General features: G+C 67.9%; 17 protein-coding genes. 9 read left to right on the forward strand and 8 right to left on the reverse strand.

Annotation, left to right across the window (positions count from 1 at the left end; all coding sequences use genetic code 11):
* Positions 1-133: 133 nt before the first annotated feature.
* Entirely contained in the window at positions 134-2107 is a 1974-nt protein-coding gene (locus C2R22_RS07995) for a CocE/NonD family hydrolase (RefSeq protein ID WP_103425288.1), read from the reverse strand.
* A 223-nt stretch (positions 2108-2330) separates the two neighbouring features.
* On the opposite strand from C2R22_RS07995, the gene C2R22_RS08000 reads away from it, so the two are divergent.
* From C2R22_RS08000 to C2R22_RS08010, 3 genes are all read left to right on the forward strand, one after another.
* On the forward strand, positions 2331-3869 hold the full coding sequence (locus tag C2R22_RS08000) for a uracil-xanthine permease family protein (RefSeq protein WP_173862785.1): 1539 nt from the start codon (positions 2331-2333) through the stop codon (positions 3867-3869).
* 95 nt (positions 3870-3964) lie between these two features.
* On the forward strand, positions 3965-4408 hold the full coding sequence (locus C2R22_RS08005) for a hypothetical protein (RefSeq protein WP_103425289.1): 444 nt from the start codon (positions 3965-3967) through the stop codon (positions 4406-4408).
* A 197-nt stretch (positions 4409-4605) separates the two neighbouring features.
* The gene (locus C2R22_RS08010) at positions 4606-6036 is read left to right on the forward strand and encodes a dihydroorotase (RefSeq protein WP_103425290.1); all 1431 of its coding nucleotides are present in this window, start codon (positions 4606-4608) and stop codon (positions 6034-6036) included.
* 653 nt (positions 6037-6689) lie between these two features.
* On the opposite strand, the gene C2R22_RS08015 is transcribed toward C2R22_RS08010, so the two are convergent.
* Genes C2R22_RS08015 through C2R22_RS08040 form a run of 6 tightly spaced genes read right to left on the reverse strand, consistent with a single transcriptional unit; the run spans position 6690 to position 14412 of the window.
* Positions 6690-7550, reverse strand: a complete 861-nt coding sequence (locus C2R22_RS08015) for a DUF58 domain-containing protein (RefSeq protein ID WP_103425291.1) — start codon at positions 7548-7550, stop codon at positions 6690-6692.
* A gap of 27 nt (positions 7551-7577) precedes the next feature.
* Positions 7578-8519, reverse strand: a complete 942-nt coding sequence (locus tag C2R22_RS08020; RefSeq protein WP_103425292.1) for an AAA family ATPase — start codon at positions 8517-8519, stop codon at positions 7578-7580.
* A 1-nt stretch (position 8520) separates the two neighbouring features.
* Complete coding sequence (locus tag C2R22_RS08025) at positions 8521-9603, reverse strand: DUF7502 family protein (protein WP_103425293.1); 1083 nt, start codon at positions 9601-9603, stop codon at positions 8521-8523.
* Positions 9603-10238 (reverse strand): uroporphyrinogen-III C-methyltransferase, encoded by a 636-nt coding sequence (locus C2R22_RS08030; protein ID WP_103425294.1) that lies wholly within the window; start codon positions 10236-10238, stop codon positions 9603-9605. The genes C2R22_RS08025 and C2R22_RS08030 overlap by 1 nt, the downstream gene beginning before the upstream one ends.
* Positions 10235-12610 (reverse strand): VWA domain-containing protein, encoded by a 2376-nt coding sequence (locus C2R22_RS08035; RefSeq protein WP_103425295.1) that lies wholly within the window; start codon positions 12608-12610, stop codon positions 10235-10237. The genes C2R22_RS08030 and C2R22_RS08035 overlap by 4 nt, the downstream gene beginning before the upstream one ends.
* Complete coding sequence (locus C2R22_RS08040; RefSeq protein ID WP_103425296.1) at positions 12610-14412, reverse strand: vWA domain-containing protein; 1803 nt, start codon at positions 14410-14412, stop codon at positions 12610-12612. The genes C2R22_RS08035 and C2R22_RS08040 overlap by 1 nt, the downstream gene beginning before the upstream one ends.
* Before the next feature lie 210 nt (positions 14413-14622).
* Between C2R22_RS08040 and C2R22_RS08045 the strand changes: the two genes are divergently transcribed.
* Genes C2R22_RS08045 through C2R22_RS08070 form a run of 6 tightly spaced genes read left to right on the forward strand, consistent with a single transcriptional unit; the run spans position 14623 to position 23003 of the window.
* A complete protein-coding gene (locus C2R22_RS08045) occupies positions 14623-15414 on the forward strand; it encodes a polyprenol monophosphomannose synthase (protein ID WP_103425297.1) in 792 nt (263 codons plus the stop codon).
* Positions 15411-16574 (forward strand): glycosyltransferase family 4 protein, encoded by a 1164-nt coding sequence (locus tag C2R22_RS08050; RefSeq protein ID WP_103425298.1) that lies wholly within the window; start codon positions 15411-15413, stop codon positions 16572-16574. Before C2R22_RS08045 ends, C2R22_RS08050 begins: the two co-directional genes overlap by 4 nt.
* Positions 16571-17752: a GtrA family protein gene (locus tag C2R22_RS08055; RefSeq protein ID WP_103425299.1), complete on the forward strand. Its 1182-nt coding sequence runs from the start codon at positions 16571-16573 to the stop codon at positions 17750-17752. The genes C2R22_RS08050 and C2R22_RS08055 overlap by 4 nt, the downstream gene beginning before the upstream one ends.
* On the forward strand, positions 17698-19641 hold the full coding sequence (locus C2R22_RS08060) for a DUF2079 domain-containing protein (RefSeq protein WP_245903005.1): 1944 nt from the start codon (positions 17698-17700) through the stop codon (positions 19639-19641). The genes C2R22_RS08055 and C2R22_RS08060 overlap by 55 nt, the downstream gene beginning before the upstream one ends.
* On the forward strand, positions 19638-21014 hold the full coding sequence (locus tag C2R22_RS08065) for a sulfatase (RefSeq protein ID WP_103425301.1): 1377 nt from the start codon (positions 19638-19640) through the stop codon (positions 21012-21014). The genes C2R22_RS08060 and C2R22_RS08065 overlap by 4 nt, the downstream gene beginning before the upstream one ends.
* 54 nt (positions 21015-21068) lie before the next feature.
* Positions 21069-23003, forward strand: a complete 1935-nt coding sequence (locus tag C2R22_RS08070) for a DUF2079 domain-containing protein (RefSeq protein WP_103425302.1) — start codon at positions 21069-21071, stop codon at positions 23001-23003.
* A gap of 93 nt (positions 23004-23096) precedes the next feature.
* Here C2R22_RS08070 and C2R22_RS08075 read toward each other — a convergent pair whose 3' ends face one another.
* Complete coding sequence (locus tag C2R22_RS08075; protein ID WP_103425303.1) at positions 23097-23741, reverse strand: TVP38/TMEM64 family protein; 645 nt, start codon at positions 23739-23741, stop codon at positions 23097-23099.
* Positions 23742-23837: the final 96 nt, after the last annotated feature.

The raw sequence follows: 23837 nt of genomic DNA on the forward strand, positions 1-23837 counted from the left end.
GAGCGACCCGGCTGGGGAGGCGTGAGGCATACACCGCCCTGGCGACCGCTCCCGTTCGTGGGTGAGTGGTCATCTGGTGCTGCTTACAGGGCTCTCACGTCGTCATCCGAAAAGGCTGCTTCCCCAACTCCGACTAGCGCGGCTGGAGCGGCAGTTCGACGTGTGTTGGATACTCGGCGCTGTGGTGGACGGTGTTCGTCGCCACCACCGGCTCCGAGTCGTCCGCGCCACCGTACAGCGCCTCCCCGGTGTTGTGGTTGACGTCGTAGCGCGGGAAGTTCGACGAGGAGACGTCGAGTCGGATGCGGTGTCCCTCCTCGAACACGTTCGCCGTCGGGTACGGCTCCATGTAGTACTCGTACACCTCGCCGGGAGTGATGAAATCGGCCTCGTCGCGGTAGCCGCGATACCGCCCGCGGCAGATGGAGTCACAGAGGTTCAGCGCGTAGCCGTCGGGGTAGTCCTCGCTCGCGGGGTACTCGTCGATGAGCTTCGCGGTGAAGTCGGTGTCCTTCGCGTCGGTTTCGCCGTAGACGCGCACGCGGATGGGGCCGGCGATAACGACGTCCTCTTCGAGGGGCGGTGTCCGGAAGGTGAGCACGTCGTCGCGTTCCTCTAAGGGTTCGCCACTGCCCTCTTCGTGCGGCTCCGCCCCATTTTCCGAGGAACTCCGTTCCTCGCTGCCCCACACCCAGTCGTGCTCGCGCTGGTCGAACGGGCCCCTGCCGACGAAGTCGATGAGTTTCCGGTCCCCGAGCGGATACGCGCGCACCGACTCGTCGCGCGGTTCGTACGTGAGGTACGACGAGGAGTTCCCGCCCACGGAGGGAACGGGGTCGAGGGGGTCGAACTCGTAGCTCGTCGACGACTCTTTTCGATCAGGCTCCTCGGGCGCGAGCGTTCCGTCCGCGTGGGCGTAGTAGCGCGTGAACTCCGTCTCCGCGGGCGGCCACTCCTCGGCGGAACGCCACTCGCCGCCGTGAAAGAGCAGGCCCTCATCGGTCTTCCGCCCGTCGCCCGTCCCCATCAGGAAGTACTGGACGGTCGGTTCGTCGGCGAAGGCGTCCTCGCCCTTGAGGTACTGGTCGAAGAAGCGGAGGCGGGTCTCGCGGTACTTCTTCACCGCCTGCTCGCCGAACGCCAGGTCGCCGGCGGTCGGAACCTCCCACGTCAGCGGCGGGTACAGCAGGGTGTCGGAGTGGTCGTGGCCGCCGGGGAGGCGCGCGAGGTGGGTCCACGGGCCGACGACGAGGTAGTGGTCCGCGTCTTTCCGCTCGCTCAACCCGACGAAGTTGTCGCAGGTCGCCTTCGTGTACGAGTCGTACCAGCCGCCCGAGTAGACCGTCGGAACGTCCGCCGACTCGTCGTAGTAGCGCTCGAAGTTGACGCCGGGGTTCTGCCAGAGGTCGTCGCTCGCGCTCCCCGTCTCCATGATGTCGAACGCCCACTCGTCGTAGTCGGGGAGTTCGGCAAGCGCCGTCTCACCGCGGCGGGGCGGCCAGTCTTCCAGCACGTCCCGGACGTCCACGTCGGCGAACGTCTGCTGCACCTCGGGGTCCGCGAGCGACTCGTGAGCGAAGCCCGCGCCCAGGGTGAACGCCCAGCAGAGCCACCGGAGTTCGAAGGCGCCGTTGTGGCGGAACGTCGCCTTGCGGGCGTTGGCCGCGCCCATGTTGACGAACATCCCGCTCAGACCGTCGGGGTCCTGCGTGGCGAGGGCGTTCTGAACCCAGGCGCCGTAGGAGGTGCCGAGAGTGGCGACCTGCCCGTCGCAGAACGCCTGGTCGGCGAGCCACTCGACCGTGTCCGCGCCGTCTTCGGCCTCCGTCGCGCAGATGTAGAACTCCCCCTCGCTGTCGAATCTCCCACGTACGTCCTGGATGGCGACGACGTACCCCCGAGAGGCGTACCACTCGCCGTGGCGGCTCTGTGCGCCGCGCTTGCCGTAGGGGGTCCGGTCCAAGAGGACGGGGAACGGTTCGTCGACTGGCTCTCGGGTGTCGGGGTCCGCAGGCCGATAGATGTCCGTCGCGAGTCGCGTCCCGTCACGCGTCTCGATCATCACGTCGAGGTCGGCGTGGACCTCGTACTCCGGTTGTGAGACCATGGTGACACCGACCAGGGTAACGGTCAAGTAACTTGTGACCGGCGCTACCTGTGGACCGGTTCTTATCTGGATACTGATGTGAGATGCGCTGAATAAACGTCCGTTCGCGGCGTAAGCAGTCCCGAGCACCAATAGTTTTATCAGGAATATCAGGGTAACGTACTGTCGACGTTTAACATATGTCGCACCACAGTCAAACCCATCGACACGGCGAGGCAGCACCATGAGCGACGCGGCCGGCGAAGGAGCGCACGGGAGCAGCAGTTCGAGCATGGTCGAGTACGGCATCGACGACAAGCCCCCGCTCGGACAGTCGGTCCTCCTCGGCGTCCAGCACTGGCTGACGATGGTCGGGTCGACCATCGCCATCCCGCTCGTACTCGCGGGGGCAGTCGGCTTCGACCCCGCGAACACGGCCCAACTCGTCGGGACGTTCTTCGTCGTCTCCGGCATCGCGACGCTGGCGCAGTCGACCATCGGAAACCGCTATCCCATCGTCCAGGGCGGGACGTTCTCGATGCTCGGCCCCGCGCTCGCCATCATCGGCGTCCTCGCGGCGAGCAACGCCTCACCGACGGTGATGATGCGTGAACTCCAGGGGGCGATAATCGTCGCCGGGGTCGCCGAGGTGTTCATCGGTTATCTCGGCATCTTCGGGCGGCTGAAGCGGTTCATCGGCCCGATCGTCATCGCCGTCGTCATCGCACTCATCGGCCTCGCGCTCATCAGCGTCCCACAGATCATCAGCGCCTCGCAGAACTGGTACCTCGCCGGGCTCACGCTCGTGCTCATCGTCCTGTTCTCACAGTACCTCGACAGCTACTCGCGGGTGTTCAAGCTCTTCCCCGTGCTGTTGGGTCTCGGCGGCGCGTATCTCCTGGCGGTCGCTCTCTCGGTGGCGGGCGTCGCCAACCTCGTCGACCTGAGCGTGGTCGCGAACGCGCCGCTCGTCCGGCCCATCGTTCCCTTCCAGTGGGGGATGCCGCTGTTCACCGGCTCGTTCGTCGTCGGCATGTTCGCCGGCATGCTCGCCTCGGCCATCGAGAGCTTCGGCGACTACCACTCCGTCGCCCGGATGGCCGGTGCGGGCGCGCCCAACTCCCGCCGGGTCAACCACGGCCTCGGCATGGAGGGTCTCGGAAACATGTTCGCGGGCATCATGGGAACCGGTAACGGCTCCACCTCGTACACCGAGAACATCGGTGCCATCGGCATCACCGGCGTCGCCTCCCGATACGTCGTCCAGGTCGGTGCCGTCGTGATGATCGTCGTCGGCTACGTCGGCGCGTTCGGCGCGCTCGTGACGACCATCCCGAACCCCATCGTCGGCGGCCTGTTCCTGGCGATGTTCGCACAGATCGTCGGCGTCGGCCTCTCACAGCTCCAGCACGTGGACCTCAACCAGAACCGCAACGTGTTCGTCCTCGGCTTCGGGCTGTTCGCCGGCCTCTCCATCCCGCAGTACATCTCGAACGTCCAGAGCTCCGAGATGACGCTCGAAGCCGGGTTCTCGTCGGTGCCCGTCCTCGGTGCTGTCCTCGGTATCCCGGAGGTCGCTCAGACCATCGGCATCATCATGGGGACGCCCATCGCCGTCGGCGGTATCGCGGCGTTCATCCTCGACAACACTATTCCGGGGACCCGTGACGAGCGCGGCCTGACCGCCTGGGAGGAGATCACCGAGGACGACGACGCGTTCGTCCCGTTCCACGAGCGACTCCTCGGCGACGACACGACCGAGAGAGACATCGCCGGCGACTGACCTGAGTCGAGTCGAGCGACGACGACGTCGTTTCCCGGCGTTTCTCCCCCGCGCCGTCTCACAACTGCAAAGTGCGTCCTCCACGAGCATCGAGTATGAACGACGACGCGGCGGGACCGGCCGAGACGACCATCACGCGGATGGGCCTCCGGTCGGGCGGGTGGATCGGCTACGACGAGGAGAGCGTGTTCGTCCAGCCCGACGAGGAACAGGGGTACAAAATCGCCCGCGCGGACATCGCCCGCATCACCCTCAACCCCGTCGAGTGGGACCTCGTCGTCATGAGCCTCCTCCTCGTGGGCATCGGCGGCTACGTGGGGTTCACCCGGAACCCCCTCGTCGGCGTCGGCTTCCTCGCCGTCGGCGTCTGGAGCGTCTACCGGACCTACTCGAACCGCTACGAACTGGTGTTGTACGTCGACGACCAACCGAAGCCCGTCTCGGTCCACCCGACGCACCCGAAGGAGTGCCACCGGACCATCGGTGAGTTGATTCGGTCGGAGGGCGACGAGGGTGAGGGTCGGGTGGAGGCGACGTGAGCCCGATTCGGACGGTGAGCGTGTGATTCGGTGACTGTGTGAGGTGTCGACGGCGGGGCCGGTCGGTCTCCACGGCGCTCGCATCTGTACTCGAACAGCCACCACCGTCGCCTCGTCGCTCGTTACGCTTCTACACCCCGACCGAGAACCCCCTCCACACGCAATTATTTATACTAGACCGCTGAAATCCGCATGTCATGACAGCCGAGGCTGCGGACTTACGAGTCACGAACGCGCGGGTCGTCACCCCGAGCGGAACCATCGACGGCGGCGTCGCCGCCAAGGACGGGAAGATCGTCGCGGTCGGGACGGAGGCGAACCTCCCCGACGCGGAGGAGGAGATCGACGCCGAGGGGAACTACCTCGTGCCGGGCTTCATCGACCCCCACGTCCACTGGGGACTCTCCCGGTACGAGTTCGACTACCACGAGGGCCTCGCCCACGACTTCGAGACCGAAACACGGGGCGCTGTCCACGGCGGCGTCACGTCGGTCGTGAACTTCCTGCTCCAACCCGACCCTTATCTCCCCGACATGGACTTCTTCCGGTCCGTCGGGGCCGAAAACTCCTACATCGACTTCGCGTACCACGCCATCGTCCACCAGGACCACCACGTCGAAGAGATCGAGGAACTCGCCGAGGAGGGTATCCGCTCGTTCAAGGTGTTCTTCAACTGGTACAAACACGCCTCTCCCGAGTTAGGAATCGACCACTCCGACGCCGGGCGAACCTATCGGGTGCTCGACAAAGTGTCCGAGATGCCCCACGGCATCGTGATGTTCCACGCCGAGAACGAGGACCTCGCGTACGAACTCCGCCAGGACCTGATGGAGGAGGGTCGCAACGACCTCGAAGCGTGGACCGAGGCCTCGCCCAACGTGGCCGAGGCGATGCAGATCGAACAGATCGCCATGCTCACGGAGTTCACCGACTCGCGGTCGTACATCGTCCACATGAGCACGGGCGAGGGCGTCGATATCTGCGAGCGCTACCAGGAGAAGGGTGTCAACGTCCACGCCGAGACGCTGCCCGCCTTCCTCTCGCACACGAAACACGACACCGAACTCGGAACGTGGGGGAAGATTTCGCCGCCGCTCAGGGGAGAGGCGTCGAAGAAGCGCCTCTGGGAGGGGATTCGAACCGGCGTGGTCGACTACGTCGGCACCGACCACTGCCCGCACAAGGTCGAGTTCAAGGAGAAGGGGGAAGGGAAACACGGCGACATGTGGGACGCCATCCCCGGCGACAACAACGGTATCGAGTACCTCCTGCCGGTGATGATGTCCGAAGGGGTGAACAAGAACCGCATCTCGATGGAGCGCTGCGTGGAGGTGTGCTCGACGAACAACGCCAAGCGGTGGGGCCTCTACCCGCGAAAGGGCGCCCTCGCCGAGGGATCCGACGCCGACATGGTCATCGTCGACCTCGACAAGTCCGCAGTGGTCGACGACGACTTCTACCACACGATGGAACCCGGGTACTCGACGTTCCACGGCCAGGAACTGACGGGTCTCCCGACCCACACCATCGTCGGCGGCGAAGTGGTCGTCGAGGACGGCGAACTCCTCGTCGAGAAGGGCGGCCGCGACTACCTGCCCCGGTACGACGAGGGCGTGCCGAGTAGCTAAGATCTATGCGGTAATTTAGTCCATCTATTTTTGTGCTGTGTGGATCACACAGCGGCTGTCGGTCACGAGTGAGGTGGGTGTGACGGAGGGCGATATTGATCAGTACAGAGAACGTCTTTAGCGGTAGTCGGAGAGACACTCGTCCACGAAGCTAGTCGGTCCAACAGGAAGACTGCGCCGCGCGGTCGCCAGAGCGGTGTATGCCTCACGCCTCCCCAACCGGTCGCTCGTGCACGGAGGCACGAGCGGTCCCTCGCGCGCCGTTCGCTCGCGTTCCTCGCTCACTTTCGCGCGCCGACCGTCACAAAACGAGGCGGTGGCGCGTGACGGTGCGCGCTCCCGTCGCGCGCCTCACGCGCGAGGGATGACCGAGCGACGGAACGAACGGAGTGAGTGACCGAGCGAAGGAATCGGCTGGGGAGGTCTTCGTGAACGAGTGAAACGAGTGAACGAACGGCTCGAAGCGGCGAAGCCGCTTCGGTGGTGTGGCTGCGGTCTCACCGCGCCCGTGCACCGTGCGGTCGCTGTCGCCTTGCACGCTCTCTCGCTGTCAGCTCCACACGTTCCCTCCCGATATGCGTCCCGTCGTAGTCAGCGAACAGCATCCAATCAGAGATAAATACTTGTATCAGAGTGACCGTGTCCGAGTCCCCTCAGCCCACCCACAGCGACGCGAACGAGTCGAAGAAATCGTCGCCGGTGTCGACGAGCGCGTGGGTCGCCCGGAGGTCGCTCGCGCGCTCGGCCACCTCGCCCGTGAACTGCTGGAGGCGCGTCTGGTACTGCTGGGCGAGTCGCCCGCCGAAGTACGTGCGGAGTTCCCGGTCGGTCTCGGGCTCCTCGAAGACCGTATCGCCCATCACCTCGGGGTCGAGTTCGTCGGGCGAGAGCACCTGCGCCGTGACGAGTTCGTTCCGCGCGAGCGCCGCCAGCCCCTCCTCGATGTCGTCGAGTTCGCCCAGGAAATCGGAGAGGACGACGACGAGCGACCGACTGGAGATGCTCGCGGCGTAGCTCTCTAAGGCGGCGCGGAAGTCGGTCCTGCCCCCGAGTTCGTGTTCGTTCAGGAGGTCGATGACGCGGAGGAGTTCCCCGCGGTTCGAACGGCCGGTGTCGAGGCGCTCGAAGTCGTCGCCGAACGTCGAGAAGCGGAAGTCGTTGTTCTCCTCGGCGGTGAGATAACAGAAGCCGAGGCCGAGTTTGGCGGCGTACTCGAACTTGTGTCGTTCACCCTCGCCGAAGTCCATCGACTCCGAGGAGTCGACGAGGACGTGGACGGTGAGGTTGCGCTCCTCCTCGTACTGTTTGATGTAGTACTCCTCGGTTCTCGCGTAGAGCTTCCAGTCGATGAGGCGGGTGTCGTCGCCGGGCGCGTATCTCCGGTAGTCGGAGAACGTGAGCCCCTCGCCGACGTCGGGCGACTCCTGTTCGCCCTGGTGCTGGGACGTGGTCTCGCGCTTCAGCGACGAGTCGAAGCGGTCGAGTTCGTCGAGGAAGTCCGGGTCGATGGTCATCTCACGCGCTCTCCGTTCTCGCGTCGGTCATTTCGACTCGGCGACGATGGCGGAGACGACGTCGTCGGCGTCCAGCCCCTCGCGTTCCGCGCGGAAATCGATGATGATGCGGTGTCTCAACACGGGCGGGGCCATCGCCTCGATGTCTTCCCACTTGACGTGTGTTCGTCCTCTGAGGAAGGCTCGGGCCTTCGCCGTCAGGACGAGCGCCATGCTCGCGCGGGGACTCGCGCCGTACTCGATCTGTTCGTGCTCGCGGGTCGCCCGCGCGAGGTTCACCGCGCGGTCGCGGAGGTCGTCCGCGATGGGGACCTCCCTGACGAGTTGCTGGATCTCCTGTATCTCCTCGCGTGTGAGCACGCGCTCGACGTCCGGCACGCGCCCGCCCTCGGTGTAGAGGCGGACGATCTGTCGTTCCTCCTCGAACGAGGGGTAGTCGACGAGGATTTTCAGGAGGAACCTGTCGGTCTGGGCCTCGGGCAGCGCGTACGTCCCGCCCTGGTCGATGGGGTTCTGCGTGGCGAGGATGAAAAACGGTCGGGGGAGGTCGTACGTCTCGCCCGCCGCGGTCACCTGCTTCTCCTGCATCGCTTCTAAGAGCGCCGCCTGCGTCTTCGGCGTCGCGCGGTTGATCTCGTCGGCGAGGACGATGTTCGCGAACACCGGCCCCTTCTCGAAGACGAACTCACGGTTCCCCTCGGTCTCGCGGATGATCTCGGTGCCCGTGATGTCGGAGGGCATCAGGTCCGGCGTGTTCTGGATGCGGGAGAACTGCAGGTCCGTCACCGCCGACAGGGTTCGAATCATCGACGTCTTCCCGAGTCCGGGGTTCGATTCGAGGAGCGCGTTGCCGTCGGCGAGGATGCAGACCAAAATTTGTTCGATGACGTCCGTCTGGCCGACGATTCGCTTGCCGACCTCGTCGCGGACCCGACTCAACTTCGACTGGAGATGTTCGATATCACTCATATCAGGTGTCGCTGTCGCTGTCGTCCGTTTCGCGTATCCGTAAGTTGTACTCCCGGATGAGCTCCGCGTCCTCGAGCTGTTCGCTCTCGGCGAAGCCCGCCTCCTGTCCCTCGACGTCGCCGCTCCCGGCGAACCCGCTGGAGTCGTAGGCGGCCGGGGCGCTGTCGCTCCCGTCGTCACCGCCGCCCTGCGTCGAGAGCGTCGTGTTCAGCGTCTCCTCGCCCGCGGTCACGTCCTCGGGCTCGCCGAGGACGCCGCTGGCGTCCTGGAGACCCTCGTACTCGGAGCTCTGATCGTCCCCGCCGGCGTCGTCCTCGGGACCGAGGTCGCGGACGTTGAGGTCGACCACGGCGACCTGGATGCTGGCGAGGCTTATCGCCGTGACGATGACGACGGTCAGAAAGACCCGTTTGAGGTTCACGAGACCGATGCTCGACGTCCGCCGCAGGCGGGCGAGCACGTCCTCGTAGAGCGCGAGCGCCATTCGGGAGTCGCGTCCCGACTCGACGGTGTCGCGAGCCGTCCGGAGCGCCTCCCGAACTCCCGGGTTCGCCCCCTCGAACTGTTCGACGAACGGGCGACGCGTCCGGGCGACGAACTCGGCGAGGAAGACCAGAACGCCGGCGGCGAGCCCGGCGACGATAGACGTCTGCAGCGGCGCGGGCGGCGCGCCGGTGTAGCCCACGATGGCGTCGAAGAGGGCGCGCGGCCACGGGAGCGTCGTCGGAATCTCCTGGGGTCTCAGGACCTGGAGGAGGATGTTCACCACGAGCACCGCGAGGGCGGCGTCCACGGCCGCGTAAATCAGGGCGACCTTGTACCCCTCGCGGCGGACCTGCTTCAACGCGCGTCGCATCCGCGCGTCCGGGGACTTCCCCGCCTCCGTGTCCGACCGCTGTCGCTCGAGGTCCTCCCGGTACTGCTCGTCCTCGGCGGCTTGCTGGCGTTCGCGTCGCTCCGCCTGCTTCCGCTCGGCGTCGGCGCGTCTGCGCTGTCGCCGCCGCTCGAACCACCCCTGGCTCTCGCCCCCGTCCTCCCGAGGCACGTCGTTCCCCGCCTCTCGGCGGGTGTCGTTCCCATCCATCAGCTACACGCACCCGGCTTCGGCTCTGCGGCCTGATTACAGATGGTGTTGATCCGGCTCCGGAGGTCGTCGATCTGCGAGTTGAGCGAGTCGATCTCGCTCTCCAGGCTGGAGACCTCCGACCGGAGCGAGCTGATGGTGTCTTCGAGGTTCTCGTTCTCCTCGACGAGGTCGTTGTTCTCCGCTTCGAGTTCGTCGATCGACTCTTCGAGTTCCGCCCGGTCGTCCTCCAGCGACCGGACCTGCGACTGCAGCGAATCGACGCGGTTGCGCGCCTCGGAGAGGTCCTGTCTCGTCTCCTGGAGGCTCGAGGAGGTCTCGGAGAGTTCGCTCTGGGTCGACTGCAGCTGCTCTTCGGTGTCGTCGAGGTTCTGTGAGACCTGTGAGACGTCGCCGCGCGTCGTCTGCAGGCTCTGGTTCAGCTCGCGCAACTGCGTCTGCGTCGCGTCGAGCCGTTCCTGCGTCGACTGCAGTTCGCTTCGTAACTCCCCGTTCCGCTCGCGGAGTTCCGCGTTCTGCGTGTCGAGCTGCTCGACCGAGTGTTGGTAGTACATGGTCGCTCCCGCCGTCCCGACGACGGACGTGACGATGAGGAGGACGAGGGCGAGGTTGATGGAGGAGCCGAGGGCACTCATGTCAGACCACTCTCACTGCGGCTTCGCCCCCGGTACACTTGAAGACGACGGAGCACGATTTCGCCGAAGTACAGGAGTAACGCGAGCAGGAGTGCGAGCCACGTCCACGACTGCTCCAGCGTCCGGACGCGGGTGGACTCCTGGCGGGCGAACTCGGCGATTTCGGCCGCCTGGCTCGGCTCGAACTGCCGCCCGCCGGTCGTCTGTACCACCGAGCGTAGCTCGCCCGTCTGCCCGAACGAGCCGTACTCGCTCTGGTAGTTGACCGCGTACGTGGCGTCGAGCACCTGGTTGAACCCCGTCTCGTTCGGGGTGAGCGTCGCCTGGTAGACCCCGGTCGACGTCTGTCTGAAGTCGACCGCGTCGCTCTGTGGCCGCTCCCGCCCGCGGAAGACGACCGTCGTCGACTCGCCCACCCTCGTGTCGGAGACGTCCGTGACGCCCTCGCTCTTCCGCTCGGGGTCGCCGATGGCGTAGTTCACCGTCTTCGTGACGAGCAGCGAGTCCGGCTGTTCGAGGAGCCCGTCGAGCGTCCCGTCGGAGCCGTACGCCGTGATCGTGGCGACGCGACCCAGCCCGTAGCGCCAGGAGGCGACCGCGGGCGTCCCGTCGCTCGTGGCGACGAGGAAGTCCGCACCGCGCCGGATGGCGACGTCGTTCGCGCTCGACGGACTGGACTCCAGCGTGACGCCGCTCGTGATGAAGGAGTTCGGGTCGACGATGGTGAGCCCCTCGCCCTCGAACCGCCGCGAACTCCCCCCGAAGAAGAGGCGGAGCCGGTCGGTCTCGGTGGCGCGGAAGTACGTCCCCCCCGACTGGGAGGCGATGCGCTGGAGGGTCCGCTCGTCGACCGAGCGGCCGGCACCGATGGTGATGACGCGCGTCCCGCGCGAGCCGAGTTGGTTCGCGGCGGTCGCCGCCTCGCCCACGCTGTCCTGGCCGTCCGAGAGCAGGATGACGGTCCCCTGCTCGCCGCCGAGCATCTCCTCCGCTCCCCTGAGCCCGGCGGAGATGCTCGTCGCCCCGCCGCTCTCCAGCCTTCGAATGCGGTCCTCCAGGAAGCCGCGGTTCTCCGCGAGCGGCTGTGGCTCGGCCACGGAGTACGCCTGGTAGTTGAACGCGACGATGCCGACCGTGTTCTCGTCGCCGAGCTGGTTCAGCGCGTCCAGCGCGATGGACTTCTGCAAGCGCATGCCGGACTCGGCGCTCCCGGAGATGTCGATGGCGAGGACGACCGTCGCGCTCCCCGCGGAGGCTTCGCCGAACGTGACCGGGAGCATCGAGGCGATGGAGGAGCCCTCGTACCCACCGTTCTCGAACGAGTTGTCGCCGCCGACGACCACGAGCCCGTTCCCGTCGATGACGAACCGCTGGAGCGTGTCCACGTTTCCGATGTCCTGTGCGGCCTGGTCCTGGATGACGACCGCGTAGTACTCGTCGAGGTTCTCGGGGATGGTCTGGGCCTGCTCGACGTCGTACAGCGACGAGAGGTAGTTCCGGAGGGGGTAGCTTCCGCGCGAGACGTACAGTATCTTCGGTCGCTGCACCACGCGGACGGTCTTCCGGTAGACGTTGTTCTGCTCGAACGTGTCCGGCCCGCTCACCGTCGCCGTTATCCGATGGGAGCCGACCGACTGGAAGGTGTACGAGAAGTCGACCGAGCCGCTTCCGTTTACCTCCCGGCTCAGAACCTCCTCACCGTCGGCGGTGACGGTCAGCTGGGAGTTCTCGTCCAGTTCCGTCCCGTCGACGCGGACGAGGAACGTGCTCTCGACGCCCGCGGCCGCCTTCGCCGGCCCCGACACCGTGACGTACCGCTCCGGCTCCCGGGTTTCGAGGTCGACGGTGCTGACCGACGCGTTCAGCGAACTCGCGAGGTCCGCGGCCGAGCCGAGGCTCCGTCCCTGCGTCACCTGCCCGTCGGAGACGAGGACGACGCTCCCGTTCTCCTGGAGGTTCGCGGCGACCCCGTCGCCGATTGGTGACTGGGTCCCGTCGGCGATGGTCGCGACGGTCACGGGCACGCCCTGTTCTTCGATGTTCGTGGCGAGGCGGTCGGTGACGTTCTGATTCACCTGCATGCTGTCGGAGCGGTCGGCGAGCAGCGTCACCCGCGGGTCGCCGGTCGTTTCGCGCGTCACCACGGTGTAGGGGCCCGCGGCGGCTGTGACGAGGAGCACGGCGACCAGCACGCGCGAGGCGAACACGAGTCGGCGGCTCCGCGTCGAGGCGGTCCCCTCCCCGCGCAGGACGAGCCACCACAACGCGGCGAGCACGACCGGAATCGCGACGAGCGCCAGCGGGCGTTCGAGCCCCACGACGAGGTCACCGAGCGTCGCCTCCGTCTGTAGCAGGAGCGAGAGCCCCGACATCAGAGGTCACCCCGTCGCCGCAGGTAGGCCAGTTCGAGCAGCGTGACGAGGAGCGCCGCCCCCGCGGCGAACTCGGTCACCGACCGTGGGACGAGCCGCGTCTCCTCGCGGACGACCGCCCCCGCGCTGTCGGACCGTTCTTCGAGCGGCGTCGCCCGAACGTCCGACTCGGGTTCGCTCAAAAGCGAGACGCCGATGCGGCGCCCGCCGACCTGGTAGTAGCCGGTCTCGTCGAGGACGACGCCAGTCTGGGTCACCACCCCGCTCGGCGTCTGGATACGCGTCTCGCTCTCGAACTGCAGCCGGTCGCCGGCCGGCCGATTGAGTTCGGGCAGGGTGTCCCTCCCCGCGAGGTAGAACACCGCCCGCTTCCAGAACACCGGGTACTGGAAGTTGAACTTGAACGACGACGACTCCTCGATGTAGCCGTAGTACAGCACCCGACCGGAGCCGCGGTCGGCGGTGGCGATGAGCGGCGAGCCGTCGCCCAGTTCGACGAGCGACCGTCCCTCGCGGAGGGGCCCGGCGATGTACGTCTCGGGGGGCGAGAACGTGATGTCGCGGGTCAGCGACTCCGACGCCGTCCGCCGGATGGCGGGGCTCTGACCGGTCCCGGTCGGCTCGACGAGCAGGAGGTCTCCGTACCGTCCGGGGAGGTTCGCCTGCGCCTGGATGGCGACGCCGCCGCCGCTTTCGAGCACGTCGCGGCCGGCCTCGACGTTCCCCTGGAGGAGCCGGGAGGGGTCGAGGTTGCTGTAGACGATGACGTCGTACGAACTGCTGTCGACGGTCGTCGGCGGCTCGTCGACGGTCAGTTCGACCTCCGGAATCACCGACAGTGCCGTCGCGAGGTAGCGGTTCCGGTCGTTCGTCAAGAGCAACACGTCGATGGTCGCGTCCTCGGGCGCGGCGAGATAAAGCGTGTCGTCGAGGGCGAACGAGTCGCCCGGGCTCATCTGCAGCCGTGCGCCACCGGCGGGGACGGTGAACGTCGCCGTCGCGACGTCGCCGGACGCCAGCGAGAGTTCCGCGCGCTGGTTCCCGACCGTCAGTGCACGGCGGACGTCCTCGTCCCCGTAGTTCTTCACGGAGACGGTCACCTCGCGGCCGGTGAAGCTGGCGCCGATGATGCCGACGTTGTCCGCGCCGCCGCCCGCGAACTGGCGGAGTTCGACGCGGAGGCCCTGCGCCCGCGCGGCCTGGACGGCGTCCGGCCAGTCGGACTCGTCGGCGAAGTCGCTCAGCACGACGATCTGCGCGTTCTCGCCGGCGATAGCCGACGCCGTCGAGAGGGCCGCGCGGAGGTCGCCGTTCGTCGCGGTCACTTCGAGGTCGTCGAGGGCCGTCGTCGCCTCGTCGGGCGGCACCGCGCGGGCGAGGACGCGCGGTTCGTCCGCCGCGAGGACGACGCTCGTCGTCCCCGTCACCTCCTCGCGAGCGGCGGCGACGGCCTGTCCGAAGCGGCTCGCCCCGCCGTCTGTGGTCGTCATCGACCCGCTCCCGTCGACGACGAGCACCGTCTCTTCGACCGTGGTCTCCTCCGAAACCGAGACGTACGGCGTCGCGAGCGACGTCGCCAACAACACCAGCGCGACCACCTGGATGAGCAACAGCAGGCTCCGGAGCAGTCGTTCGAGGATCGGACTCGACGCCGACTGCCCGAGCTGCTCCGTGAGGAACTGGAGCGTGGGCAGTTCGACGCGTTCGGGCTCGGGCTTGATGAGGTACAGCACCACCAGTGGCGGCACCGTCAGGAGGGCCAGAAGCCCGAGCGGCGTGAGAAAGACGTCGGAGAGGACCATTGGCAGGGGGAATGAGCCGGGTACGTATTGGTTTTATGCTGTGTGTCGTCGATATCCACCCGACGGCTCGCGGCGTCGAACAGCGTTATCGTCCGTGACATACTTTCTTCGGCCACTATCCATCACACTGATAACAAGGTCAACCGAGGGTTATATTCCTCCTTTTTTTCAAACAAGATATATACCCAAGTCAGACGACAGTCCACACCAATGGAACCTCCCTCCAGTTCGTCCACAGCCCGGAGCGAACCCGCTCCGGAGACGGACAGCGTTGCTGATCTCTCTCGGGAGTCGACCGACGAGGTAGTGCCGCGGTCGGTCTCGATAGTCGTCCCGACGTTCAACGAGGCGGAGAACGTCGAACGCGTCATCGCGCGGTGTCGACAGGCGATGGACGGGCGGGATTACGAACTCCTCATCGTCGACGACGACTCGCCCGACGGCACCTGGCGCGTCGCCGAGACGGCGAGCGAGGACATCGACGAGGTCCGCGTGTTCAGGCGGCAGTCGGAGCGTGGACTCGGTACGGCGGTCGTTCACGGGTTCGAACGGGCGACGAAGGACTTCTGCGTCGTCATCGACGCCGACCTCCAGCACCCCCCTGAACTCATCCCCGAACTGGCGAACCACGTCACCGAGTACGTCGACGTCGTCATCGGAAGCCGATACCGTAAGGGCGGGCGCGTGGTGAACTGGCCGCTCAGTCGCCAGCTCATCAGCCGCGGCGCCATCGCGCTCACGAAGCTCTGTCTCGCGGAGACGCGGGGGCTCAACGACCCCCTCAGCGGCTTCTTTCTCGTCCGCCGGTCCGTCATCGACGACGCCGACCTCGACCCGATGGGCTACAAGATCCTCTTAGAGGTGCTCGTCGAGTGTGAGTACGGCCACGTCGTCGAGGTGCCGTACCAGTTCGACGAGCGGCGCTTCGGCCAGTCGAAGCTCACGACGGACTCCTGTCGAGCGTTCGTCGAGCACCTCATGACGCTGCGGAGTCGAGCATGAGTCGGCGGGTCGCCCTGTGTACCCACTTCTCGGTCGAGCACTTCCGCGGCGGCGAGAAGTGGGTCGCCGACGTCGCGAACCGACTCGCCGCCGACGGCGTCGACGTCGACGTCTACGCGTTACCGTACGCCCCCGGCGGCGAGCGCCGCGTCGACGCCCGGGACGTGCTCGACGACGGCGTCGGCTACACCGAGGGGTGGCGACACGACGTCTCGGGGTACGACACGGCCTACGTGATGTACACGCCGGGAATGGGGCTGTGCTTCTCCATCTCGTCCGGCACGCGGACCATCGCCGGCATCCACTCGTGGGCGTTCATCACCGACAAACTGTTCGAGTCCCACTACGGCGTGGCGCCGACCGCCGCGAAGCTCTGTTACCGGCTCGTGGGAGCGAACGAACTCCGCCGGTACGACGTCGTCCACGCGGTCTCGCGGGTGTTCGACTCGCCGCACCCCGAGACGACGTACGTCCCGAACTTCGTCGACACGACCCGCTTCCGGCCGGGCCGCGCCCCCCTGCACGAGGAGTTCACCGTCCTGGTCACCGCCGCACACATCCGCGAGAAGGGGTGGGACGTCGTCCAGCAGGTCGCGGACCGCCTCCCCGCGGACGTCCGACTCGCCACGACCGGCGAGTGCTCCCACCCGCACATCGACGCGCTCGGCTTCCTCGACGAGGACGAACTCGCCGACGCGTACGCGGCGGCGCACCTCGTTCTCCACCCGACCCGAGTGGACACAGACAGCATGGTGATCAACGAGGCGCTCGCCTCGGGGACGCCCGTCATCTCGTCGCCGCTGCCGACGCACGTCCGGACAGACGAGGCCGCGATGCACGCCAACTCGGCGTCGGAGATCGTCGACCGCATCACCGACCTCGCCGAGGAGTTCCGCACCGACCGCGCGCGCTACGACGCGCGGTGTGCGCTGGCACGCCAGCACGGGCGCAACCGGGACGCGGAACTCGTCTACCGGCGACTCCGCCGACTCCTGTTCCCCGACTGGATTCCCGATTCCGCGGACGCGACCGACCCGACGGAACCGACGACGGTGACCGGCGTCACCACAGACACGGGAGACGCAGCGCCCGACACGCCGACGCACGCGCTCGGAAACGGTGACGGGCAGACGAGCCACGAGGGCACCACGACCCAATGAGCGGCACTCACCTCGTCGAGGAGTATCTCGCCCCCGGGTCGCGGAACCGACGCCTCCTGCAGTACGTCCTCGTCGGTGCGCTCGGTCTCGGCGTCAACCAGGGCGTCCTCTTTCTCGCCACGGGCGTCGCCGGCCTCTCGTACGTCATCGGCGGCACCCTGAGCCGCGTCCTCAGCGTGCTGGTGAACTACGCGGTCAACGACGCGTGGACCTGGGGCGGGCGCGGCGACCCCGGCCCCCGGGAGTACGTCGTCCGCGGCTTCAAATACGTGCTCACGCGAATCGTCGGCATCGGCATCGGCCTCGGGGCGCTCGTCCTGTTCGTCGAACTCCTCAGCCTTCACTACCTCGTCGCGAACGTCCTCGCCGTCGGCGTGGGCATCGCGTGGGGGTTCGGGGCGAGCGAACGCTGGGTCTGGCGCTCCGACGACGCGGCCCCGACGCGCCTCGGTCGCCTCCTCGGACGGCTGCAGGCGCGGCTGGCCGGTCAGGACGACTCCGACCCCGCCGACCGTCGGACGAAGAGCGAGCGTCTCGGCGACCGTCGGGTCCGTGATTCGTCGACCGTCTCGATCGTACGACGGCGTCTCGGCCGGATCGGGGACCGGTTCGACCGCCTCGCCGAGCGGACTAGTCGCTCGGTCACTCCGGCGGTGCGACGGGGGCTCGACCGACTCGACCGCGTGGTCGTCCCGCCGGTGCGACGGGGGCTCGACCGACTCGGTGCCCTGCTCAACCGGTTCGCCGACCGCCTCGGCCGCGCTCGGACGGCGACTCCCGACCAGGGCGCACCGGCGGTCGACGGCGGACAGGTCCAGCGCCACGTCCCGACCCTCGACCGGTACGAACTCCGCGAGCGTCTCGTCGGCATGGACCGCGCCACGATCGCCGTGTTCGCGCTCGCCGGCGGCCTCTTCGTCGCCTTCACCGTGTACACCTCGCTCCTGTACCGGGGGTACCAGCTCACCGGGGCGGACTTCGGGTCGTACCTCCACATGTTCTGGACGACCGTCAACGGCCACGGCTTCCTCCAGCAGGGGAAGTTCCGCGCCGGCCACCCGAGCGGCGTCTACTGGGGGCACACTTCTCGCTCACGCTGCTCGCGTACCTCCCGTTCTTCGCCATCTGGCAGTCGCCGTACGCGCTCCTCGTGGCGAAGTCGTTCGTGCTCGCGGTGAGCGTCCCCCTCCTGTGGTTCGTCGCGCGCGAGCACATCGAGAGCAAACGGCTCGCCGGCCTGGTCGTCCTCTCGTACGCGTTCAACCCGTTCCTCTGGTCGGCGTGGGCGTTCGACTTCCAGGAGCAGTCCCTGTTGCCGCTGTTGGTGTTCGTCGGCTACCTGCTGTACGCCCGCGGCCGCCGGGTCGGCTTCCTCGTCTTCCTCCTGCTCGCGATGTTCACGAACGAGTTCGTCGTCCCCGTCTCGCTCGGCTTCCTCCTCGGCCTCGCCGTGAGCAGCCTGCGGGACGGCGCGCTCGACCGCCGCGCCCTCCAGACGGTGGCCGCGGGAATCGGACTGGCCGTCTTCGCCCACGTCGTCGCGGGCTTCGTCATGGGCCAGTTCAGCACGGTCAGCGGCGTCCCGGTCCGCGTCCTCGCCCCGCCGTTCCAGCCGCTGGTCGAGGGGTCGCGCGTCTCGCTCGGACAGCTGATCCCCATCGCCATCATGAACCCCGACGTCGCGTTCCGGGCGCTCACGGTCGACATCCAGCGGAAGGTGATCTACCTCATCGCCTTCTCGTTGCCCCTGCTGTTCGTCGCGTACGCCGACGAGGTGACGCTCGGCTCGCTCGCACCCTTTGTCGGCTTCGCCTGGCTCGTCTCGAACCGCGGGTCGTACGTCACGTTCCGGGCGCACTACCCGCTCTACCTGCTTCCGTTCGTCTACATCGGCGCGGTCCGGGCGCTCGCACGGTGGGAACACCTCCTCCCCCGACCGTCGACGCTCTCCGCGGTCGAACTCCCCTGGACGACGGCCGCGAAACTGGCCGTCGCCATCCTCCTCGTCAACGCCGGGGCGTTCGTCGTCATCGGCGGCGGGAACATGAAGCCGGTCGACTCGAAGACCGACCACCACGAGGTCATCCAGGCGGGGCTGGCCGCCGTTCCACAAGACGCTTCGGTCGTCACCCAGAACGACCTCTACCCGCACATGGCCCGCCGGCCCGACTCCTCGTTCATCGTGACGCCGTACGAGTTCGACCGGTACGAACGCGAAATCGGCCCGATCACGCCGGAGTACATCGTCTACGACACCGAACTCCGCGGCTTCTGGGTCGACCAGGTGCTCGACTCGTTCGACTCGCGCGTCGGCACCGAGTACCAGCTCTACCGGTACGAGGACGGCTTCTGGGTGTTCAAGCGCGGCTACGAGGGGACCCCGACCGCCCTCACCACCGACCGAGAACTCACCTGGGTGACCGACGACCACACGTTCGAACCGGGCGTGTTCACGACGGAGTCCACGACGGAAGTCAGCGACTTCCTCGTCAGCCAGAACGGTGACGCCGGCGAGCGCATCTGGTACGGTCCGTACGCCGTGTTCGCACCCGGCACCTACACGGCGACCTTCCAGGTGTACGCGACGGGCACCGGTGACCGTCCGGCCGCGACAGTCGACGTCGCCGTCGGCGAGAACCACCGCGTCGTCGCCACCGAGCAGGTCGCCTCCGAACCCGGCGTCCAGGAGGTCACCGTCGCGTTCACGCTCGACCGCCCGACCAGCAAGGTCGAGTTCCGCGGCGCGCACGCCGCCCCCGGCGGAACGGTCGCCTTCGGCGGCGTCACCGTCGAGAGACAGGACGCTGCGGCCTCGTCGGACGCCGATGCGGCCTCGTCGGACACCGACGCGACCCTGACGGACGGCGATTCGACCGCGGCGGCCTCGACCAGCGCGAGCGTCGCCGCCGACCACGGCGCCGTCGCCGTCGAGAACGGCGCTGTCGCCGCTGACCATGGCGCCGTCGCCGCCGCAGTCGACCAGACGCCGCTCGACCGACAGACGCAGACGCACAGCCCCCGACTGACCACCGACTCACTCACCACTGCAACGGAGCCACTCCGATGAAGACTCTCCTCGTTACCGTCGACGCCTGGCGCGCTTCCCACACCTCGTTCGCTGCCCCGACCGCCGGGGGAGACGAGCCACCGGTCCCGTACACGCCGAACATCGCGTCGCTCGCCGAGTCGGGGACCGCCTTCACGCAGGCGGTCAGCCACGGCCCGGCGACCCCCTACGCGTTCCCGGCGCTTCACACCTCGTCGCTGCCGCTCTCACACGGCGGCTACGAGCGTATCGACGAGTCGCGGACGCTCACCAGCGAGGCCCTCTCTCGTGGGGGCTACCACTGCGTCGGCGTCCACGCCAACCCGTGGCTCGGTGAACGCTACGGCTACGCGCGCGGCTACGCCGAGTACAGTGACGTCGGGGAGTTCTCGCTCCCCTTCCTCGACGACATCCGCGAGGAACTCATCGGCCGCTTCGGTCTCGACCACCCCGTCTACCGCGCGGCGCAGTACGCCTACCGCTACGTGCAGAAGCCGCTCTCGTCGCTCGGCGGCGGCGGGAACGACGAGATAGCGACGGCGCGCGAGGCGCTGCAGTCGGCCCCCGACGACTCGTTCGTCTGGGTCCACCTGCTCACGCCGCACGCGCCGTACACGCCCGAGAAGGAGTACCGCGAGGCGATGGGCGTCCCGAACTTCAAGGGAAGCGCGATGTCGCTGTCGACCCGCGCCCAGCACGACCCCGACTCGCTCTCGCCCCCCGAGCGGGCGGCGGTCAGGCGACTGTACGCCGCGTCCGTCCGGCAGGCCGACGCCGAGGTGGCGCGGATACTCGACGCGGCCGACGACGACACGCTCGTCGTCGTCTCCGCCGACCACGGCGAGGCGCTCTTCGAGCACGGGCAGGTCGGCCACGAACCGGCGCTGTACGACGAACTCGTCCGCGTCCCGCTCGTCGTCCGCCCGCCCGCCGGCCACCCCGTCGAAGCCTCGCAGGTCGACACGCAGGTCAGACACGTCGACATCGGACCGACCATCCTCGACTACGCCGGCGTCGACGTGCCGGACGGGTGGGTGGGCCGGTCGCTCCGCCCCGCCATCGAGGGCGAGGAGGTCGGCGAGGAACTGGCCGTCTCGGAGGTCGCCTCGACGGCGACGACGCCCGGCCAACTCGACCCCGACGCGCTCCAGGTCGCCGTCCGGACGCCGGAGCGGAAGGTCGTCGCCACCACCGACGGGACGGTCCTCGGGTTCGACCTCGTGGCCGACGCCGGCGAGACCGATCCGGTGACCGACCCGACGGGCGGCGACTGGACGCGCCTGCGCGATGCGTTGTCGGCGCGGCTCGACGAGATCGAAGTCGGCGAGAGCGCGGCGGTCGAACGTGACGACGAGACGGAGCAACGACTTCGCGACCTCGGGTATCTGGAGTGAGCCCGATGGTCCGAGCGGTCCAGCGCGATTCCCGACCGACGGAGGGCACGGACGGTGTCTGACGAGTCGAGTCGGCGCTACGCCCGCCCGGGGGAACTCACCCCCCTGACGACGGTCGTCGCCGTCGCCGTCCTCGGGGCCCTCCTGGCCGTGGTGACGGAACCGCGCGGCGTGCCGTACGTCGTCGCCACCGTCGCCGGCGGCATCGGCGGGTTCCTCGCCGCGCACGTCGGGGCTCGGTCGCTTCGGGACATCGGCACCCGTCGTCTCCTCGCGGCCGTCGCCGTGACGAGCGGGGCGTTCGCGGCCGCGCTGCTCGTCGCGCTCGACGCCGGCGTCAGGCCGGCGCTCCTCCCCGTGGTGGCCGTGGTGTGTGGCTTCGCGTGGCTCGGCGGTCTCGGCGTTCGGAGCGCCATCGACCTGCCGGTGACGCCCGTCGCGGCCCGCACCGCCGTCGAGCGCATCGACCGCCCGACGTGGTACGTCATCGGCCTCGCGGCCACGCTGTTCGCCGCCTTCTCGCTGTACACCGCGTGGCTCTACGCGGCCTACTGGATGGGCGGTTCGGACTTCGGCGCGTACGTCCACATGTTCTCGACGACGCTCGACGGCGAGGGACTCCTGCTCCACGGCAAGTACCGCGTGAGCCAGCCGCAGGGGTCGTACTGGGGCGGGCACTTCACGCTCACGCTGTTGGCGTTCCTCCCGCTGTTCGCGCTCGTCCCCTCGCCGCTCACGCTGCTCGTGGCGAAGTCGGCCGTCGTCGCGGCGAGCATCCCGCTCGTCTGGGCGTTCGCGCGCGACCTGATCGGCGACGACACCATCGCCGGGTTGCTCACCGTCTCGTACGCGCTGAACCCGTTCCTCTGGTCGGCGTGGGTGTTCGACTTCCAGGAGCAGGCGCTCCTCCCACTCTTGGTGTTCGGTGCGTTCTGGGCGTACCACCGCGACCGGCGGGGCGTGTTCGTCGTGCTGGCGACGCTGGCGTTTCTGACGAACGAGTTCGCGGTCGTCATCTTCGCCGGTGGACTCGCCGGCCTGACGGTCGCCGTCGCGCGCGCGGGCGAACTCCGCGAGCGCGCGCCGACGCTCGTCGTGACCGCGCTCGCCGCCCTCGCCGTGTTCGCGCTCGGTGCCGTGGTCACGACCCGGTTCAGCGTCGACGCCGGGATTCCCTACGCCTCGTTCGCCGAACCGATCAAGCCGTATCTGGGGACCCGGACGGGCATCGGACAGGTGCTCCGCGTCGTCCTCGCGGAGCCGATGCTCCTCGCGGAGTCGTTCTCGGTCCAACTCACCCAGAAGCTGCTCTTCTTCATCGCGCTGTTCGCGCCCGTGTTGTTCCTCTCGCTGAGCGACGAACTCTCCGCGGGCGCGATGGTCCCCTACCTGGGATTCGCGTGGTTCATCGCCGGACGCGAGATATACCACATGTTCGGCGCGCACTACCCCTTCTACCTCCTCCCGTTCATCTACGTGGGCGCCATCCGGGTGCTCAGTCGGGTCGAGATTCCGACGCCGTCGCGGGCGCTCCTCAGACGGCTGCTCGTCACCGTCATCCTCGTCAACCTCTTCGCCGGCTTCGCCGTCGGCGCCGACCACAACGTCTTCCCGGTCCAGACGAACCCCGAACACAACCAGGTGGTCGAAGCCGCCATCGAGGGGATTCCAGAGGAGGCGTCGCTCCTGACGCAGAACGACCTCTACCCGCACGTCGCGACCAGACCCCAGGCGACGTACGTCGGTCGACCGGACATGTTCCGGATGTACCAGGAGGCGCACGGACCCGTAACGCCGACGTACGTCCTCGTCGACGGAGGACTCGTCGCCCGTCAGAACGACTGGTCCACCCCCGTTGAGGAGGCGCTCGGCGAGCGACTCGAAGAGGAGTACGGGCTCCTGCGGTGTGAGGACGGCGTCGCCGTCTATCGCCACGGGTACGACGGACCGGTCGAAGGCATCACCCAGCAACAGCCCGGTCAGTGCTGAGCCCCGGCCCCGTCGACCCGTTCTCGCACCCGTACTAAGACGCCGGGGAGTCACATCCGACGCCGAGTGCGGCGCTCCACGGGACGGCCCCGCTCAGTCAGCTTCGCCGACGGACGCCCGGGCGAGTCGGTAGAGCGGACGGGCGACGAGCAGGACGGCGACCACGCCGGCAACGACGAGGTAACGGACGTCGATGTCGACGTCGTACACGGCCCGGCCGAGCGCGCTCCCGACGAGGACGTAGCCGACCGCCCAGGGGAGTTCGCCGAGGAGCGTTCCGACGACGAACGCCCGAAGCGGGACGCCGGAGACGCCCGCCGCGTACGAGACGACGTCGGCCGGCGTCGGCGAGAGGCGCGCGGCGGTCGTCCCCCGGAACCCGCCGACGTGGTCGACCGTGTGCGTCCCCCAGTCACCGAGCGTCCCGAACCACCCGCTGTCGGGCGCGTGGCGGGCGACGAGGTACGGCGGCAGGCAGGTGACGACCGTCGCGGCGAGCGCGACGGGGATGCCGACGACGAGGCCGAACCGGTAGCCGACGAACACGGTCACGAGCGTCACCGGGACGAGCACGAACGCGCGGACGAGAAGGAGCGGAACGAACACGAGCGCGAACAGCCACACGTCGACGGTGGCGAGGCGGACGAAGAGGTCCCGAGGGGAGACGACGACGGTGCCGACGACCGCAGCGAGCGCCAACAGCCCGAGTCCGGCGAGTCGACGGCGTCGCCCGTTCACGCCGCGGGCTACGGCGGGAAACGGTTCAAGCGTGACGGTTTTCCCCCGACCCTCCCGCGGCCGTCAGAACCGCGACGGGGTCCACCTGTCTCGTCG

The organism is Salinigranum rubrum (assembly GCF_002906575.1).
Classification (GTDB): domain Archaea; phylum Halobacteriota; class Halobacteria; order Halobacteriales; family Haloferacaceae; genus Salinigranum; species Salinigranum rubrum.